This is a genomic window from Limihaloglobus sulfuriphilus, from assembly GCF_001999965.1.
In the GTDB taxonomy this organism is placed as follows: Bacteria; Planctomycetota; Phycisphaerae; order Sedimentisphaerales; family Sedimentisphaeraceae; genus Limihaloglobus; species Limihaloglobus sulfuriphilus.
This window is the reverse complement of record NZ_CP019646.1, coordinates 1,186,854-1,202,972: the sequence shown is the minus strand read 5'-3', so window position 1 is coordinate 1,202,972 and position 16,119 is coordinate 1,186,854. Positions and strand designations below refer to the sequence as shown.

The following is a 16,119-nucleotide window of genomic DNA, read 5'->3' as shown; positions in this document are numbered from 1 at the left end:
AGTATCCGGGGTATGATATTAGACAGAGACTTCGATGCTCCGCTGCCAGGCGTCAAGATTACAATACTTGAAACAGAACAGACAGTCGAGTCCACCGACGAAGGTAATTATCTGATCAGCGATGTTGCTGCCGGTGCATATACGCTCGTCTTTCACAAAGACGGTTATAACCGGGTCGTAAAGGCCGATGTTGTAGTGGTCTCCGGGATGCTTAGAGATCTTGATATTTCTCTTTCAGGTGAGTTCACCCAGATGGAGGAGTTTATTGTTCAGGACATCCAGTTTGGCGGCGGAACAGAAGCGGCTCTGCTTGATTTGCGAATGGAAAGTCCGGTTCTGCTTGATTCAATAAGTGCTGATTTGATGAGCCGGGCAGGTGCCAGTGATGCGGCAGGTGCACTGAATCTGGTTACAGGCGCCACTGTTCAGGACGGCAAGTATGCAACCATACGAGGGCTTCCTGACAGGTATGTAAACTCACAGATCAACAGTGTCCGCCTTCCCACGGCTGATGCGGACAAGCGTGCGGTTCAGCTTGATCAGTTCCCGGCAGACATAATTGAAAGCATACAGGTAAGCAAGACGTTTACCCCGGATCAGCAGGGAGATGCCTCAGGCGGGGCGGTCAATCTTATCACCAGAAGCATACCCGAGCAGTTCAGCCTGAGTATAGGCGGTGAATACACCTATAATACAAGTGTCAGGGATTCGGACGGCAGCTTTCTTGATTATGACGAATCTGGGTTTGATTTTTTCGGCAGCTCCGAGCAGGACAGGGCCATTGAGCCGCTGGGAACCGACTGGAACGGAGCCGTCGGCCCGCGAGAGAACAGTGCACCCCAGGATTACAAATTTTCAGTTTCCGGCGGGGGAAGCTGGAACCTTGATGAGGATTTCAGAATCGGTGCCTTTGGCAGCATGTATTACAAACGGGAGAGTTTCTTTACCGACGATAAAATAGATGATAAATACTGGGTTGAAAACCCAGGAGACGGCATGAGCCCGCAATACAATGATGGAACGCCTCGGCAGGGCAAATTTAAAACATCGCTTTATGATATTGCACAAAGCAGAGAATCTTTGAAGTGGAGCAGTCTTGGTGCTTTAGGCATTGAGTATGAAGACCACACTTTAGGTTTTATGTATATGAAGACAAAGGTGGTTGACGATGTCAGGACGCTAGCCGAGGATACCAGGGGCAAACAGCATTATTTTCCCGGCTACGATTATAACCGTCCCGGCGATGTCAATCCTGATGAAGCCCCGTATCTTAGAAGCGAAACGCTGGAATATACCGAGAGAACAACAGAGACCATTCAGTTCAACGGTACACACCGGCTTTTCGACCCTGACTGGGAGATCGGCGATATGCTCTCTTTCAGCAATCCGGAGCTTGACTGGACATTCGCGGTCAGCGGAGCGGAGCTGGATCAGCCGGATAAGAGGCAGTTCGGCTCAGTGTGGTATCCGGCATCTCCTGAAACATTGAATCCGGGTTTTCCTCCGTGGATACCGCCTTACACCATACCGGGTAAGCCGGCGGAATTCCGCCAGCTCAAAGCCGACGGCGGCGCAAGGCTGGGCAACCTGCAGAGAATATGGAAGAATATACAGGAAGACAGCGACCAGCTTTTCATCAATTTGAAAATGCCCTTTACGCAGTGGAGCGACAACGAAGGTTACTTCAAGTTCGGCTTTTTCAATGACGAGCTGACCAGAGAATATACACAGGATTCATTCAGCAACCTAAATGACCCCAACAATTCGTTTGCCGGAGACTGGAACGATTCGTGGAGTGAGGTTTTCCCCGATGAATATCACGAGATGCAGGACCCGCTGATTGATGTAAACTATGACGGCTCACAAAAGATTCGTGCTTTCTATTATATGGTTGATATGCCCCTGGATTCAAAATTGAACCTTATCGGCGGCCTCAGGCACGAATATACCGATCTTTCCACTATAATAGAGCCGGAGGCCAATGCGACATGGATTCCTCCGGGAAGTGCCGGTTCTGTAATTATAAACCCAGGCGATGCGGATGTATTTTTCTCACAAGACGATACACTCCCCTCGATCGGTTTTGAATATGACCTGTTTGAAGAGGTCAAGATACGAGGCTCGTATAGCGAGACAGTGGCCCGCCAGACATTCAAAGAGCTTACACCGGTTAAGCAGCAGGATTATCTCGGCGGTGATGTGTTCGTAGGTAACCCGGAGCTGACAATGAGTGCACTGGAGAATTACGATTTAAGATGCGATTTTACACCGTATGAAGGCAGTCTTATTTCAGCGTCTTACTTTTTCAAAGATGTAACCGACCCCATCGAATACGTGCAGCGTAACGCCGGAATCACCTACACCACCGCGGTAAATTATCCAGAGGGTGAAATATCCGGCTGGGAATTTGAAATTCGTCAGGAACTGGGAAATTTCTGGGAGGATTTGGCAGGACTTACCGCAGGCGCAAACGCAACTTTCATCTCGTCTGAAGTGACTCTTCCTGACGATGAGGCGGATGATTTCGACGAGCCCAATATTCAGGCTCCTACGAGAAAACGCGACATGACAAATGCCCCCGAGCATTTATACAATCTTTTTCTCACCTATGATCTTGATCATATCGGCTTTGAAGATACAAATGTGGGCCTTTTTTACACTGTTCGGGGTGACACCCTTGCTGCCGGTGCCGGTCAGTCCAACGGAAACTATATCCCAGATGTTTATGAAAAGCAATTCGGTACACTTAATTTTACCCTTTCGCATAAACTCAACAAAAACATGAAACTAAAATTCCAGGCAAAAAACCTACTTGACCCGGAAATCGACACAGTTTACCGCTCCGATTACATAGACGGCGATGTTACCAAGAGCTCTTATACGAAAGGGATGGCATTTTCAGTTTCGGTCACAGCGAATTTCTAAAGGCCGGCAGATATCTGCAAGAAGAAACCAGAGCATTAGAAAATACAGAACATTACTTATAAAACATTTATGGAACTTTAATATGAGAGAAAAAACAAAAGATAAAATATGCCAAAATCGTCCCGGAATCAGTTTAGTATCATGTTTCGTGGTTTTAGTTGCTTATGCTGCATTTGCCACTGTTGCTGCGGCTGAGGACCGAGACGCTCAGATAGACAATGCCCAGGCTCTTATCGAGCAGTGGGTGGAGACCGAGCGGATAATATCCAGTGAAAAACGTGATTTTGAGCTTTCAAAAGAGATGCTCGCCGAAAGGATTAAACTCGTTGAGCAGGAGATTGAATCTTTCAAAGAAAAGATATCAGATTCAAAGAAAAGCATCGCCGAAGCGGACAAGAAACGTGATAAAATGATCAAAGAGAATGACCGGCTCAAAGATGCAACGGACTCACTAAACGGTGTTCTAAGCACGCTTGAGAGCCGCACGCTTGAGCTTCTCAAACGTGTACCGGGCCCTATCAGCGAGCACGTAAAGCCTCTTAGCCAGCGTGTGCCCGCGAATCCGGATGAAACTGAGCTTTCGGTTTCTGAGCGTTTTCAGAATATTGTGGGTATCCTAAATGAAGTGAATAAGTTTAACAGTGAGATCACTCTAAGCACAGAAATTCGTACTATGCCTTACGGTAACTCAGTTGAGGTAACGGCCTTGTATCTGGGCATAAGCCACGGCTACTACGCCAGCGCCAATGGCGTTGTAGCGGGTATGGGAACTGCTTCAGAACTCAGGTGGGAGTGGATACCCGATAACGATATCGCCGTCGAGGTGCTCGAACTAATAGCGATTTTGAATAACGAAAAAGTGGCCTCGTTTGTTCAGGTGCCAATGGAAATTAAATAATTCAGAAATATGTGGAAATTTATAATGAAGAATTACCTGTTTATAATAGTGTCGGTTCTGGCGGTTGTTTTACCCTGTGCATCAGGTTACGCCCGGGAAGCGAGTTTTGAAAACGCATCCGAATCCATCAGGGCCCGGCTTGATGAAAGCCTAAGTGAGCTCGCGCTGCTTCGTGAAAAGATGGCGCAAGAGAAAATTCCTCTCAGCCGCAAACTCAGGGACCTCGAGTCTCAGCTGGTGGAGGTTCGCCTTGAGTATCAGCAGGCCACAAGGCTTCTTGACAGCAGGACGCTGGATTTGAGCAACCTTAAAAACGAGATCGACTCCCGCCGCGATGAGGGCAATTACCTTTCAAATCTGCTCGGCGAGTATATACGCAATTTCGAGTCACGGCTTCACATCTCTGAGATTCAGCGATACCGTAAACCGCTCGAAGAAGCAAAGCTCGCGGCAGAGAATACGGCACTTTCGCAGCAGCAGGTTTATAATGCCCAGGCGGCAATTCTTGAGCTCTCTCTTGAGAGGCTCTATGACGCCCTGAACGGTACGAAGTTTGACGGAACCGCCTCAGACTCCAGCGGCTCCATACATCACGGCACGTTTGCCGCAGCCGGGCCCGTAGTCATCTTTCAGTCGGATGACGGGAAAAATACAGGAACTGCGCAGCAGCGGCTTGGTTCTCTTGAGGCGGCGATTATTGAATTCAGAAATCCCGATGATACACACGCCGCGGCACAGGTTGTGCAGGAATCCAGAGGTTTTCTGCCGCTTGACCCAACTCTGGGCAATGCGCACAAGATCGAAGATACACATGAGACGTTTATTGAACACGTCAAGAAGGGCGGTGTGGTCATGTACCCTATATTTGCCATGGCCGGGGCTGCCTTGCTGGTTGCTGTGTATAAGTGGATAGCCATGTCCATGGTTCGCACACCCTCTCGAAAAAAACTTGGCGAGGTGATGAATACCGTTACAAAATCAGACCAGAAATCCGCAATGGATAAAGCCGCTAAAATCAGAGGACCTGTGGGCAGAATGCTGCGAGCCGGTGTTGAGCATATGAAAGAGCCGCGTGAGCTGGTTGAAGAGGTGATGTATGAGCAGATACTTTCAACACGTCTCAAGTTGGAGAGATGGCTTTCATTCATAGCTATCTGCGCGGCATCTGCACCGCTTCTGGGGCTTCTGGGTACGGTTACGGGTATTATTAACACATTCAAGCTGATAACAGTTTTCGGCTCCGGCGATGTTAAGACGCTCTCCGGCGGCATATCGGAGGCACTTATAACAACCGAGTTCGGACTTATCGTAGCAATCCCGTCGCTGCTTATACACGCTTTTCTTTCCAGGCGGGCCAAGAGCATTGTTAATCAGATGGAACAGGCAGCTATGTCGCTTGTCAACCAGATAAGCAAAACTCCATATAAGGCTAAAGATTCTCAAGACGATGATTCTGAGGCGGCTTAATTGATCAACATAACGAAACAAGTGCATCTAAATGAATAATTTATACGAACAATCTTCACTTTTGCAGCAGGCGGTAGAAATATGGCAGGCCGGAGGGTGGGCAATGATAGCCATTGCAGCAACATCTCTGGTGATGTTCACACTTGGCCTGAACGTTTCAATACGGCTCAGCGGCAGGGGCTTTACCAGGGTGCGTGAGAATAAATGGCGGCACTGGATAAACCACCCCCAACATCGCCGCGGCCATATCGGGCGGTTGCTGGATTTTGTCACCGGCGGCGAAACCATAAAGGATACCGCAGAATTTTTCGAAGAGCTCCATGCAACCGAAATCGCACCCTTCGAGAGAGACCTGAAGGTGATGAAGATTTGCGTCGGAATTGCGCCTCTTCTGGGGCTTCTCGGTACTGTAACTGGTATGCTTTCTACTTTCTCTGCCCTTGCTTCCGGCTCTGGCGGGGATAAGACCATGGGCCTTGTGGCTGAAGGTATCTCAGAGGCACTTGTGACCACTGAGACAGGCCTTGTTGTGGCACTTGCAGGGCTGTTTTTCCAGTATCACCTGACACGAAAGCATGACCGTTACAAGGCATTTTTGGCACACGTGGAAACAGTATGTAACCAGAAGCTTTATAAAAAGCTTCGCATGAAAGCTTCGGCTTAAGAGGATATAGATATGGGACGTTTTCGTAAAATCGCGGCAGAGGAAGGCAATGAGGCCGCTATTGATATATCGCCGCTGATGGACTGTGTTTTTATTCTGCTGATTTTCTTTATAGTTACGACAACATTTGTCGAGGAAACCGGTGTTGAGGTAGATAAGCCCCAGGCGGCAAGCTCTGTACAGTTGGAGAAAACCAGCATACTGCTGGCGCTGACTAAAAAGGGCGAGGTCGTTTACGGCGGGCGAGAGATAGGATTCAGCGGCGTCCGTCCGCTGGTCAAGCGGATTCTCCAGAAGGAGGAAGTGCCTGTCATTATACAGGCAGACCAGGAAGTAAATTCCGGATTGCTGGTAAGACTTATCGATGAAACAAAACTTGCAGGCGCCGCAAAGGTAAGCCTGGCAACAAGGAAATCTCAGGATTAGATTAAATGGCATTTCGCAATTCAAAGAAAACACCAATAGCCATTATCAAGTCTTTGCTGACAAGAATTGTATCTTGCGGCGGCGCTGCCGTGCTCACTCTGGCGCTGTTTCTTGTGCTGCCGCTGATGCAGACCATCTCAAAACCTCCTGTGGCGGATCTCACTATCCAGACGGTAGATACAGCAGAACTTGACGCTCCGCCCCCGCCGCCCGAGGAAGAACCGGAAGAAGAGCCTGAACCGGAGGAAACACCGCCAGAGCTCACCGAGGAAGCGCCCCCAATGACACTTGAGCAGCTTACAGTTGCACTCAATCCAGGCTTGGGTGATGGCTGGATGCAGGGTGATTTTACGATGAAGATAGATAATGCCGTCAAAAGCGGCAATGATATTGATGCGCTTTTTTCGGTTGCCGATCTCGACCAGAAGCCGCGGATTGTCTATCAGCCCGGTCCGGTGCTTACTCCGCAGCTTCGCCGGCGGGCCCCCGGAACAGTGTATATAATATTTATTGTTAATCAGCAGGGCAGGGTTGAAAACCCGGTTATACAGAAGTCCTCTGATCCAATATTCGAAGAAGCGGCACTAAAAGCTATTAAAAAATGGAAATTTGAACCCGGCAAACGCAACGGAAAACCCGTCAGGTTCCGAATGCGTGTCCCGTTTACTTTTCCCAAAGGAAACTAAAGTATGAAATTTATTTATTCAAGTGTTCACGTTAAATATTACTGTTTGTTAGTCGTTTTATCTTCTTGTTTTACGGCAACAGCTTCAGCCCGGGACGATATCCCGCTGAAATTACGAGGATTCTCAGGCCTAAAACCGATGGAGCTTAATATCTGGAACGATCAAGAGTTCAGGCGCAGGTTTACCCAGAGTTATATTGCCGAAACAGATATCGAGCCCACAGTAACCTCAGATGAACGTGAAGAGCTGCTGGAGATAATGCAGCTGATATCCGATGATAATGTTTTGCAGGCCGAAAAAGTTCTCAAAGAGGCGCTCGAGGATAACGAAGCGGCAACTGCGGTCTTCGATTTTACCCTTGCCAACATTTATTTCCAGGCCGAAGAGCTCGATGAGGCGGCACTGTACTACGAAAAAGCGGTATCCAAATATGATAAATTTCGGCGGGCATGGCGAAACCTGGCGCTGATACATGTCAGAAAGGCCGATTATACCGAGGCCGTAGATTCGCTTACAAGGGTAATTGAGCTTGGCGGCGGTGATGCGGTGACATACGGTCTTCTGGGGTTTTCTTATTCGTCGATTGAGAACAGCATCTCGGCGGAATCGGCGTATCGGATGGCGATTATGCTCGATCCGCTGACTCTCGACTGGAAGATGGGGCTTGCCCGCAGCTTCTTCAAACAAGAGAGATTTTCAGAGGCAGCGGCTTTGTGTGGACTTCTGATACGTGAGAACCCTGAAAATACAGACCTCTGGCTTCTCAAAGCCAATGCTTATATAGGTTTAGCTAAACCTATGGAAGCTGCCCAGGCCTTTGAAATCGTCAGACAGTTCGGCGGCTCTACGGCAGATACACTTAATCTGCTTGGGGATATTTACATCAACGAGGGGCTTTTTGGCCTGGCAGCAGATCTCTATATCGAAGCGATGGAACTCGATCCGGATTCGTCGCTCGAGAGGGCTCTGCGTGCGGCAAAAGCGCTTACGGCCAGATCGCAGTTTGATCATACCGCAAGGCTCTTGGATGCTGTGAACACAACTTATGCTGACAATATGGATCAGGAGACAAAGATTGATGTTCTCAAGCTCAGTGCCAGGCTTGCGGTTGCCTCGGGCTCTGGCGATGACCGGGAGGCAGAAATACTTGAAAAGATAGTAGAGCTGGATCCTCTTGATGGTGAAGCACTTATTCTGCTTGGACAACACAGCGCGCGAAAAGAGAATCCGGATAAGGCAATTTTCTATTATGAGCAGGCCGCGGGCATAGAGGGCTTCGAGGCAGAAGCAATGGTTCGGCATGCACAGCTGCTTGTCCGACTTGGCAAATACAGCGAGGCCCTGCCGCTGCTGCGAAGAGCACAAAAGATCAAATATCGTGATAATATTCAGGAATATCTCGAACAGGTTGAGCGTGTAGCCAAATCGAAATAGAGGCTAAACATGGAGTTTTCCAGCGGTCTCATGAACGTTTGACAAGTACACAGGCTCTAATTAACTGAGGAATTTAGGTTCAATAGGGCAGGTCTGTGCCAAGACTAAATCCGGGATCAAAAACCCTCTGGGAGGCAGCAAACGGTGAAAAGAAAATATTTTTCCTGTTTTTGAACACTAAGTGAGAAATTTGGGTTACCTGAAAATCAAATCTTTGTCAGTAGTGAAGTACCTGTTGATTGTACTTCTCAGGCTGACGGATTCATCAAGAGTTAACTCCGAATACAGCTTTTTTTCGGGATCATATACCCCGAATAATAATCTATCTCTTTTGAGCGGGTTTGCAAGGTGGTCAATTAGTTCCCACGTATTTAGAAAATTCCCTCCTTTTTTGTCTTTGGCGTAAAGATAATTAAAATACGCATCAAACCACTGCCATTTACCATTAATAAATGCTTCGTTTGTCGTATGCCCTTGGGACTCAAGAATTACAAGGTTGTTGTTGCTGACTTTTTTGGAACAAACCATTGCGACATTTCTTGCAGGAATTCCAACCGCACGCAAACAATCGCGAATCATTAAACTGTTACCGCTGCAACTGAAGCTGTGGGTGCTATCAATTGCAGCTTTTAAAAATAAATATCCGTCTTTGAAAGTCCCGATGGGTGGTCCCTTATGTTTGGGAGCCTGATGAAGAATGTCAATCTGTTTTTTTACTATGTTCAGAAAATGTTCATTTAAAGGTGCTTTCGAATCGTAGGGCTGCAATAAATCTAAAAGCTCGTTTTTGTAATTTAGGTCAAGGTAAGTTTTCGGCGTTGACAACCTGGGCAAATCCGTGTTCAAAATAAGATAACCATCTTTATAATAATCTTTTCCTACCTTCTGAAAATATTTCGGAGAGAAGTATTCTAATTCAATGAAGAATTGCTGCTTTGCGCAAAACACGTCTATTGTCTGTTTTATGATTGTTTCACTGTCTGCTATTTCGAAAGGGATAGAAAGTATGCCGTTGTTTAATTGTATTTCTTTTCCCTGATAGAAAAATCTGTACTTCTCAGTGCAAAACAGCAGTATTTCTGCTTTAGAAGATTTATTATCAAAACTAAGGTCTTTGATTCCAATAGAATACACGGGGCCATAAACTTGATGGTACCTGCTGAATGATAATTTTTCTTCGGCGGCAGCAAAGTTATTGCAAAATAATAATGTTGAAACTATTGTGACTGTCCAATTTTTTATATTGAAAATCATACTTTTTGCTTTCTGTTTACATTAATCATTGTAGATTAATCGGATCATTGTCCTGAAGTGTATAATTATTCAATTGTGCCGTAAACTCTGTCATAGGTTCTCTTTATTGCTTTTAAGTCACTTGAAAGCCTTTGTCTGGCAAATTTGAATTTATCGTCAGGCAGGTTTTCCGCCGCGTCTTCAAGTACAGTTTCACTGTGTTTTATGAAAGCCTTAGCTATTGTCCTGGAGTGCTCTATCTCTGTTATCTTATTAAATTTATATACAAAAGAGTTGAATCCTGATTCGCGGTTGTAATAAATCTTTCCCTGGTAGAGGTTCACAAGCTCTCTGATAATCTGAGCCTGTTTCTCTGAATTTGTAAGTTTTTTTATCGCGGCGGCTATTGACTTTCTCGCGTCGTATTGCCAGGGGTTATAAGCGAAATCCGCCGCGGTTATCAGCGGGAGCTGATTTAATGAAACCTGCGGCCACATCGGGTTTGAGATGTACCCATCAGCAATTTGGGCGATTTGGGGATCCCTGCCGATCAGAGGTCCTAAATGCATTGTGTTTGATCCGTTATTTACCGGATAATTGTCCCACAGGATCAGACGCCTTCCGATTGCTTCTTTATACTCAGCGGCTTCTTCTTTGGTAATCCTTTGGTTTCTGCCGGCACCTGTCCAGAATATATATGTATCTTCCGGCAGGTGTTCTTTGAGTGCTTCAAGATACTCCCTCTCCTTGTCATTATAAGGGCCGCGATAATAGGTTGGGCAGAAAATCATCTGGGCTTCGCTGTCTCTCTCCCGCAGAATACCCAGAAGCCTTGAGACGCTCTGCGCCTGACCCTTGGGATCAATTCCGGTTTTTATATCATCAAAAGATACATTGAACCATCTGACACCGATAGACTGCGCCCAGAGATAATGCTTGAGCAGATCGTTGAAATCCTGCTCATTTTTATAATCAAAGGCCCTTGTAGAATGGTAATTCGGATTCATTGAAAAGCAGAATATGATGTCATTCTCTCTGCATCGCTGCACTATTTTTTCGTAGCCTTCCTTTTCAGAATTACTTATGTCTTCCCACCAGTTGTTGTGGTGCGGCACGAGGCAGTTTTCAAATGTGAGCATTTTTTCTGTTCTTGGGAATACCGAAAGATAGCAGTTCATTAGGAAATTCATTTTATTTTCTGCCATGAACGGTATTATATCCATGTAGTCCTCTACAGAGAAGTTCCACCCTTTAATTCCCCTGAATTTGAAGCCGGGTTTTGGTCCTTGAGTAAATAAATTATATTGCCCTGCTTCAAGGTCAAAACCGAACTGTTCAAGCGGGTCAGGCTGGAGTTTTTCGGGTTCGAGCGGTTTTTCTGAGATTACGCATTGCCATACCATGAAGCAGCCGGTGTCGCCGTAAAGGCCTTTTTCTTCGAGGTTTTCAAGTTTAATTGTGTTTTTTTCGGTTAGTACATCAGATGAAACGGTAAAAGTTTCCCAGCTCCATTTACCGTTTGAAAACTTTGTATTGCCTTTGTAAAATGATGTTTCGTTGATGCAGAAGTTTACTGAGTGTTTCTGAGGGTTTTTGTAATAACTGCCGTTTATATATACGAAAAAATTATCAGCAGAGGGTTCTAATTCGAATTCAGCTGTAAGTGTGTTCCTTTTGCTTTCAACAGGGTACACACTGCCGACATTCTGGCGGTCCTGTACTATATCACGAAAATGGTCAGCTCCCTTAAAGTCTGTGCCGTTTAATGTTGTCACATTTGCGGCAAAAAGGCCTGCAGATGAGAAGGCTAAAAGAACGGCAAGAATAGTTTTTTGGCAGGTGATTTGCATAGATTACCTCATAATCTTTGAATTAAAAAAAATTTAATTTTACAATTTTCAAATGTCAAAAGAAAGATTATAGTAAATATAGTACGTAATTTCTTTAGTCTGACACTGTTTTAGAAGGATTTTAGCCGTTTTTCAGCTCAATTCAATAATTAAATTGAAAATAGTAGAAAAAATAGTATTTTATTCTTGACGGTGTACTATGGATGGTTTAACATGTTTTTGTGTTTATTTTGGAGATATTAGATTTGGCCTTACAAATTAGAAATTCTACGCCTCTGATTGATTCAGTAGGCAAAAAAATTAGAGATGAAATTTTGAGCAGCGGCTACTCTGTAGGTGACAAGCTGCCATCTGTTACAGAGCTTGCTGCTCAGTTCTCAGTGAGCGATAAGACCATACAGAGGGTTCTGTCAATAATGAAAGAAGACGGTATGCTCAGCAGTCATGTTGGGAAGGGGACTTTTTTGGAAAGGCTGCCTTACGAGACCGAAGATGAGCAGATTGGCGGGGGAACCGGGACTATAGCTGTCCTGGACGGCCAGAGTGAAGTAGATTTAACACAGCATACCGAAAGCTGGACAACCCGTATTGTGCACGGCATGAGGATAGAGGCCGCAGAGCATGGCGTTGATTTGCTTTTGGTGAATGAGTCCCTTGAGCTTTCAAGCCTTTCAAGTAAGCTGATGCAGATAAAAGACAGGGTTGACGGCGTTATAACGTTTCCGTTTACTGATAATTACACCATGTGCAACCTTTTTAGAGAATGCGGCATACCCTTCACAACAATCAACCGGCCATGCGCCAACACCATGGATAATTATGTTTCCGCGAATTATCTTGAAGGAAGCAAAATGGTTGGGATGCTTTTTGCGGAGATTAAGTGCCGCAAGGTTTTGTTTGTGACAACTCAGATTGCCGGCATATTTTCCAAAGAATTGAGGTACAAAGGACTTCTCGAGGGGCTAAGGCTATCGGGCAGTGACAGTGAAGTTGAAATCTTGATTCTTGATTCAGCCGGTGACCTCAACGGCTATGAGGCCGTTAATGATGTGATTAAAAGCGGGAATGTACCGGATGGGATTTACTGTTCAGGCGACTATCTCGCTATAGGCGCTATGGCGGCCTTAAAGAAGCATCAGATTCCCATAGGAGTTGAGGGCGGCACGAGCGTTGTAGGCTCAAGCGGTTTTGAATTAGCCGCTCACGTTGAACCATCCCTTAGTGTGGTGCAGATACCCATGGTTGAAATGGGAAAGCGGGCGATTAAACAGATGCTGGAAATCAAAAACAGCCGCAGTAAGACTGTCCCGGGCGAGATAATTCCAACCAAACTCATATTGCGTAAATCTACTCCTGCAAGCCTCATAGAAACCGGCTGGCTGGAGAGAAATATTGAATATAAAACTCAAATCAATTTCTAATTAAAGGAGGTAAAACCATTAAAATTTAAAAGTTGATGTTAGTTTAAGTAAGATTAGTTAGTGAGACAATTATTAAGGAGAATTTAAATGAAAAAAACGATTATGTTAATAGTGTTAGTGGCGGCAACAATAAACGCAGCAGTAGTTTATGATGATTTTGATGATGGTGCTCTAAGCAGCGACTGGGTGATATCCGGTGTTAATGTTGATTCATACACTTTGGTTGAGAGCGGCTCGGAAGTTTCGCTGGATTCACTGGTTCCAGTAGATAATACGCTGAAATGGACGAATTTATATTTGAGCCGGACTTTTGATGCTTTGACAGGTGAATTTCATATAGATTTTGAACAGTCTTACAGGCAAAGTCATGCAGAAGATATGCCTTATGCCCAGTTATGGCTTTACGCGGGAGGCTCGCTAAGAGGTTATGCCGGTATAGCTGACGGTAATCCGAGCAACTGGGGTAATCCGCTGGTTTACCTTGCCGGCGACAGCCCTGCTACTTATGCCGGAGACGCTTTCGCAATGGATGACTATATCGGTTCTCTAAGCTGGGATATCGACCGCGATGCAGCCAATCTGATTACTGTAAGCCTTGAGGGTGCTCCGGTACTCACAGCGACAGATGCTTCTGCTATCGATGAGGTTCGTATAACTTTTCAGGGCAGAAATCTCAGCTGGGTATGGGATGCCGATGATCCCAGTATGAAAGTGGATTTAGTAAATGTAGTGCCCGAACCGGCTTCGCTTGCGTTGCTGGCACTCGGTGCGGTAGTAATTAAACGTAAAAAATAAGGAGATTATTATGAAAAACAAATTTTTATTAACCTTTATTATGGCATTGTGCTTTGCGGGTGTATCTATCGCAGGGGATTTTGTTGAGACATTTGATTATGCTTCTCAGTCAGAGTTTGAGATGACTTACTGGGATGATTTTACCAACAGCAGTGCCGGCACCTCGCTTATTTACGATGTGACAGGCGGCGGCTTGAGAGGTCTTGAGTTGACTTCTTCTAACGCAAACGCCTATTGTTATGTTGGTTTTGAGAAAAATTTTGACACTCCCGTAACAGGTGATTTTATTCTTGAAATGGATATGAGCTGGGGCGATCTGACCGGCGGTATAGCCGGACTAAAGGCCATATTTACCACTCTGAGCGAGATACCTACACCCGCTGATCAGAAGGCATTCGGCCTTGGCATCTGGGGCAGGGGTATTGAAGAGAGTAAATACACCATCAGTTATTCTTTGGATCCAACAGTCATGCCTGTTTTTGCGGGCGATATGACCAGATCGGATGCAATCGGCCCGAGCAATTCGTCAGGCACTCTCAAGCTGATCAGGGTCGCAGATGAAGGCAGCCTTTACTGGAATGATGAACTGATTGTAACTGCAACAATGACTACTTCTGCAATTGATGTCATGTATATAGGTTTTACCGGCTATTGCCCTGCATATACAACCGGCGAGTACGGCCTGAATGATATGACTTTTGATGAGATTACTATTGTAGAGCAGGAAATTGTGCCGGGAACTATTGATGCCGTTGTAGGAGAAACCAATCTTGCAGAAGGCGAGACAACAAGCTACTCACTCGGCCTCTCACGAGCTCCAAACTCACCCGTTGATATTCTAATCGAGACAGACGACAATGTAATGATCGATGTAGGTGAGGGCTATGTAAACAGTGCGACTTTGAATTTTACAGGTACCAGCTACGATCCTGTAACGGTCAATGTCTGGGCAGTGGAAAACGACGGCCTTGAAGGCTACGACCAGTTAAGCGTCATCAACCACACCGTTGACACCGAAGATACAGGATACCTTAACGCCGGTTTTACTGATGAGAATCTGAATTATCAGGGCGTATCAGGTGCACTTGCTTTTTATGTCAACGATACGGAATGCGGAGCCTGGGGGTTCTATGCAGCAGATCTGAATCAGGACTGCGATGTGAGTATGGCTGATTTTGCTATAATGGCTTCAAACTGGCTAAACTCAACAGTTCCCTTTGCCGACGGCGCTGAGGATTTGCTGATAATCTGTGAAAATCAGAATACCGGACAGGGCTATCACAGTATTCAGCGGGCCCTGGATTCAAGCTCTTCGGGTGATACCATTGTTGTTTATGAAGGCCAGTACGACGGTCCAATCATAATACCCGCGCATGATCTGACTCTAACACATGCAGCCGGACTTTCAGCGGCAGATGTTGTAATCAACGGTCCTTTGGATAACGCCGCGATACTCTTGACTCATGGCGGTACGACACCCCAATACACCTGCACAATCAGCGGATTGATGATAACAGGCGGATACCAGGCTATTCTCGGCGGAAGCACGGCAACGGCTATTTTAAACGGCTGTGTGATAGAAGGCATTACTCAGCCGGGAACCACAGCTCCTGATATAGAGCTGATTGAGGATTTTGTCGGCGAGATCAACGATTGCTACATCGCCAATAATACAATGGTTAAAGCCGGAGTCCTGAGAGCCGATCCCGGCGGAACAGTTACCGTGAGGAGGACTCTATTTGAGAACAATAACACCGGCGCGACCAGCAGGGGGCTTATTGCCTCATCCCTGGCATATGTAGAAAACTCAATCTTTACAGGCAATACCTGTTCTGCGATGTTCTACTACTGTTATGAAGGCTCAAGTTTTGTAAATAACACCATGTACGACAATGACTGCTATTACGCAGTACTTGCGGGCAATCAGACTGTAGATTTTTACAACAATATTGACTTTGCCAACGCTGACAGAACTCCTATAGTAGGCAGCGGTACATTTGATATTGCAACAGGTTCAAATGTCGAAAATAACATTTTTGACAATACTTTAGACGCTTCGCTGAGCGCAACAAATATCTACCATGCTGCTGCGGATACTCTGTTTGCAGACCCAGCCAATGGTATTTTAACCCCGGCAAGCGGTTCACCGGCAATCGATGCCGGCGATGCGGCAGCTGCTCCGGCAGATGATTTCACTGGAAACAGCAGAGATGACAATCCGGATATCGGAGCGGTTGAATTCTAAATCGTTATATAATCAGGGCCTTTGAAGAAGGCTTTGAAGGCCCTGATTTTTCAATCCTTAAACTCAAAGATTATT

Annotated in this window: 12 protein-coding genes; 10 read left to right on the top strand and 2 right to left on the bottom strand. The window is 45.9% G+C overall.

Annotated features, from left to right (window positions below):
• Window positions 1–12: 12 nt before the first annotated feature.
• The 7 genes from SMSP2_RS04530 (at window position 13) to SMSP2_RS04495 (ending at window position 8,500) form a co-directional block, all read left to right on the top strand.
• The gene (locus SMSP2_RS04530; protein WP_186804863.1) at window positions 13–2,925 is read left to right on the top strand and encodes a TonB-dependent receptor domain-containing protein; all 2,913 of its coding nucleotides are present in this window, start codon (window positions 13–15) and stop codon (window positions 2,923–2,925) included.
• A gap of 82 nt (window positions 2,926–3,007) precedes the next feature.
• The gene (locus SMSP2_RS04525; protein WP_186804862.1) at window positions 3,008–3,823 is read left to right on the top strand and encodes a DUF3450 family protein; all 816 of its coding nucleotides are present in this window, start codon (window positions 3,008–3,010) and stop codon (window positions 3,821–3,823) included.
• A gap of 24 nt (window positions 3,824–3,847) precedes the next feature.
• Window positions 3,848–5,290 carry a MotA/TolQ/ExbB proton channel family protein gene (locus SMSP2_RS04520; RefSeq protein ID WP_186804861.1) on the top strand — a complete coding sequence of 481 codons (1,443 nt, stop codon included), beginning with the start codon at window positions 3,848–3,850 and terminating at the stop codon, window positions 5,288–5,290.
• 31 nt (window positions 5,291–5,321) lie between these two features.
• Window positions 5,322–5,954: a MotA/TolQ/ExbB proton channel family protein gene (locus tag SMSP2_RS04515; protein ID WP_146682818.1), complete on the top strand. Its 633-nt coding sequence runs from the start codon at window positions 5,322–5,324 to the stop codon at window positions 5,952–5,954.
• A 12-nt stretch (window positions 5,955–5,966) separates the two neighbouring features.
• Entirely contained in the window at window positions 5,967–6,380 is a 414-nt protein-coding gene (locus tag SMSP2_RS04510; RefSeq protein WP_146682817.1) for an ExbD/TolR family protein, read from the top strand.
• Window positions 6,381–6,385: 5 nt separating this feature from the next.
• Complete coding sequence (locus tag SMSP2_RS14810) at window positions 6,386–7,066, top strand: energy transducer TonB (RefSeq protein ID WP_186804860.1); 681 nt, start codon at window positions 6,386–6,388, stop codon at window positions 7,064–7,066.
• A 138-nt stretch (window positions 7,067–7,204) separates the two neighbouring features.
• Complete coding sequence (locus tag SMSP2_RS04495) at window positions 7,205–8,500, top strand: tetratricopeptide repeat protein (protein WP_186804859.1); 1,296 nt, start codon at window positions 7,205–7,207, stop codon at window positions 8,498–8,500.
• Between the two features lie 195 nt (window positions 8,501–8,695).
• Here SMSP2_RS04495 and SMSP2_RS04490 read toward each other — a convergent pair whose 3' ends face one another.
• Together SMSP2_RS04490 and SMSP2_RS04485 are read right to left on the bottom strand one after the other, a co-directional pair.
• Window positions 8,696–9,754 carry a transglutaminase-like domain-containing protein gene (locus tag SMSP2_RS04490; protein WP_146682813.1) on the bottom strand — a complete coding sequence of 353 codons (1,059 nt, stop codon included), beginning with the start codon at window positions 9,752–9,754 and terminating at the stop codon, window positions 8,696–8,698.
• A gap of 65 nt (window positions 9,755–9,819) precedes the next feature.
• Window positions 9,820–11,583: a beta-N-acetylglucosaminidase domain-containing protein gene (locus SMSP2_RS04485; protein ID WP_146682812.1), complete on the bottom strand. Its 1,764-nt coding sequence runs from the start codon at window positions 11,581–11,583 to the stop codon at window positions 9,820–9,822.
• A 245-nt stretch (window positions 11,584–11,828) separates the two neighbouring features.
• Between SMSP2_RS04485 and SMSP2_RS04480 the strand changes: the two genes are divergently transcribed.
• The 3 genes from SMSP2_RS04480 (at window position 11,829) to SMSP2_RS04470 (ending at window position 16,044) form a co-directional block, all read left to right on the top strand.
• Window positions 11,829–13,004, top strand: a complete 1,176-nt coding sequence (locus SMSP2_RS04480; RefSeq protein WP_186804858.1) for a GntR family transcriptional regulator — start codon at window positions 11,829–11,831, stop codon at window positions 13,002–13,004.
• Window positions 13,005–13,091: 87 nt separating this feature from the next.
• Window positions 13,092–13,799 (top strand): PEP-CTERM sorting domain-containing protein, encoded by a 708-nt coding sequence (locus SMSP2_RS04475; protein WP_146682810.1) that lies wholly within the window; start codon window positions 13,092–13,094, stop codon window positions 13,797–13,799.
• A gap of 10 nt (window positions 13,800–13,809) precedes the next feature.
• On the top strand, window positions 13,810–16,044 hold the full coding sequence (locus SMSP2_RS04470) for a choice-of-anchor Q domain-containing protein (RefSeq protein WP_146682809.1): 2,235 nt from the start codon (window positions 13,810–13,812) through the stop codon (window positions 16,042–16,044).
• Window positions 16,045–16,119: the final 75 nt, after the last annotated feature.

What these genes read in the sequence shown, in the direction of transcription:
- SMSP2_RS04530 (WP_186804863.1), top strand. Translation starts at nt 13, where the DNA reads ATGATATTAGACAGAGACTTCGATGCTCCGCTGCCAGGCGTCAAGATT.
- SMSP2_RS04525 (WP_186804862.1), top strand. Translation starts at nt 3,008, where the DNA reads ATGAGAGAAAAAACAAAAGATAAAATATGCCAAAATCGTCCCGGAATC.
- SMSP2_RS04520 (WP_186804861.1), top strand. Translation starts at nt 3,848, where the DNA reads ATGAAGAATTACCTGTTTATAATAGTGTCGGTTCTGGCGGTTGTTTTA.
- SMSP2_RS04515 (WP_146682818.1), top strand. Translation starts at nt 5,322, where the DNA reads ATGAATAATTTATACGAACAATCTTCACTTTTGCAGCAGGCGGTAGAA.
- SMSP2_RS04510 (WP_146682817.1), top strand. Translation starts at nt 5,967, where the DNA reads ATGGGACGTTTTCGTAAAATCGCGGCAGAGGAAGGCAATGAGGCCGCT.
- SMSP2_RS14810 (WP_186804860.1), top strand. Translation starts at nt 6,386, where the DNA reads ATGGCATTTCGCAATTCAAAGAAAACACCAATAGCCATTATCAAGTCT.
- SMSP2_RS04495 (WP_186804859.1), top strand. Translation starts at nt 7,205, where the DNA reads ATGGAGCTTAATATCTGGAACGATCAAGAGTTCAGGCGCAGGTTTACC.
- SMSP2_RS04490 (WP_146682813.1), bottom strand. Translation starts at nt 9,754, where the DNA reads ATGATTTTCAATATAAAAAATTGGACAGTCACAATAGTTTCAACATTA.
- SMSP2_RS04485 (WP_146682812.1), bottom strand. Translation starts at nt 11,583, where the DNA reads ATGCAAATCACCTGCCAAAAAACTATTCTTGCCGTTCTTTTAGCCTTC.
- SMSP2_RS04475 (WP_146682810.1), top strand. Translation starts at nt 13,092, where the DNA reads ATGAAAAAAACGATTATGTTAATAGTGTTAGTGGCGGCAACAATAAAC.
- SMSP2_RS04470 (WP_146682809.1), top strand. Translation starts at nt 13,810, where the DNA reads ATGAAAAACAAATTTTTATTAACCTTTATTATGGCATTGTGCTTTGCG.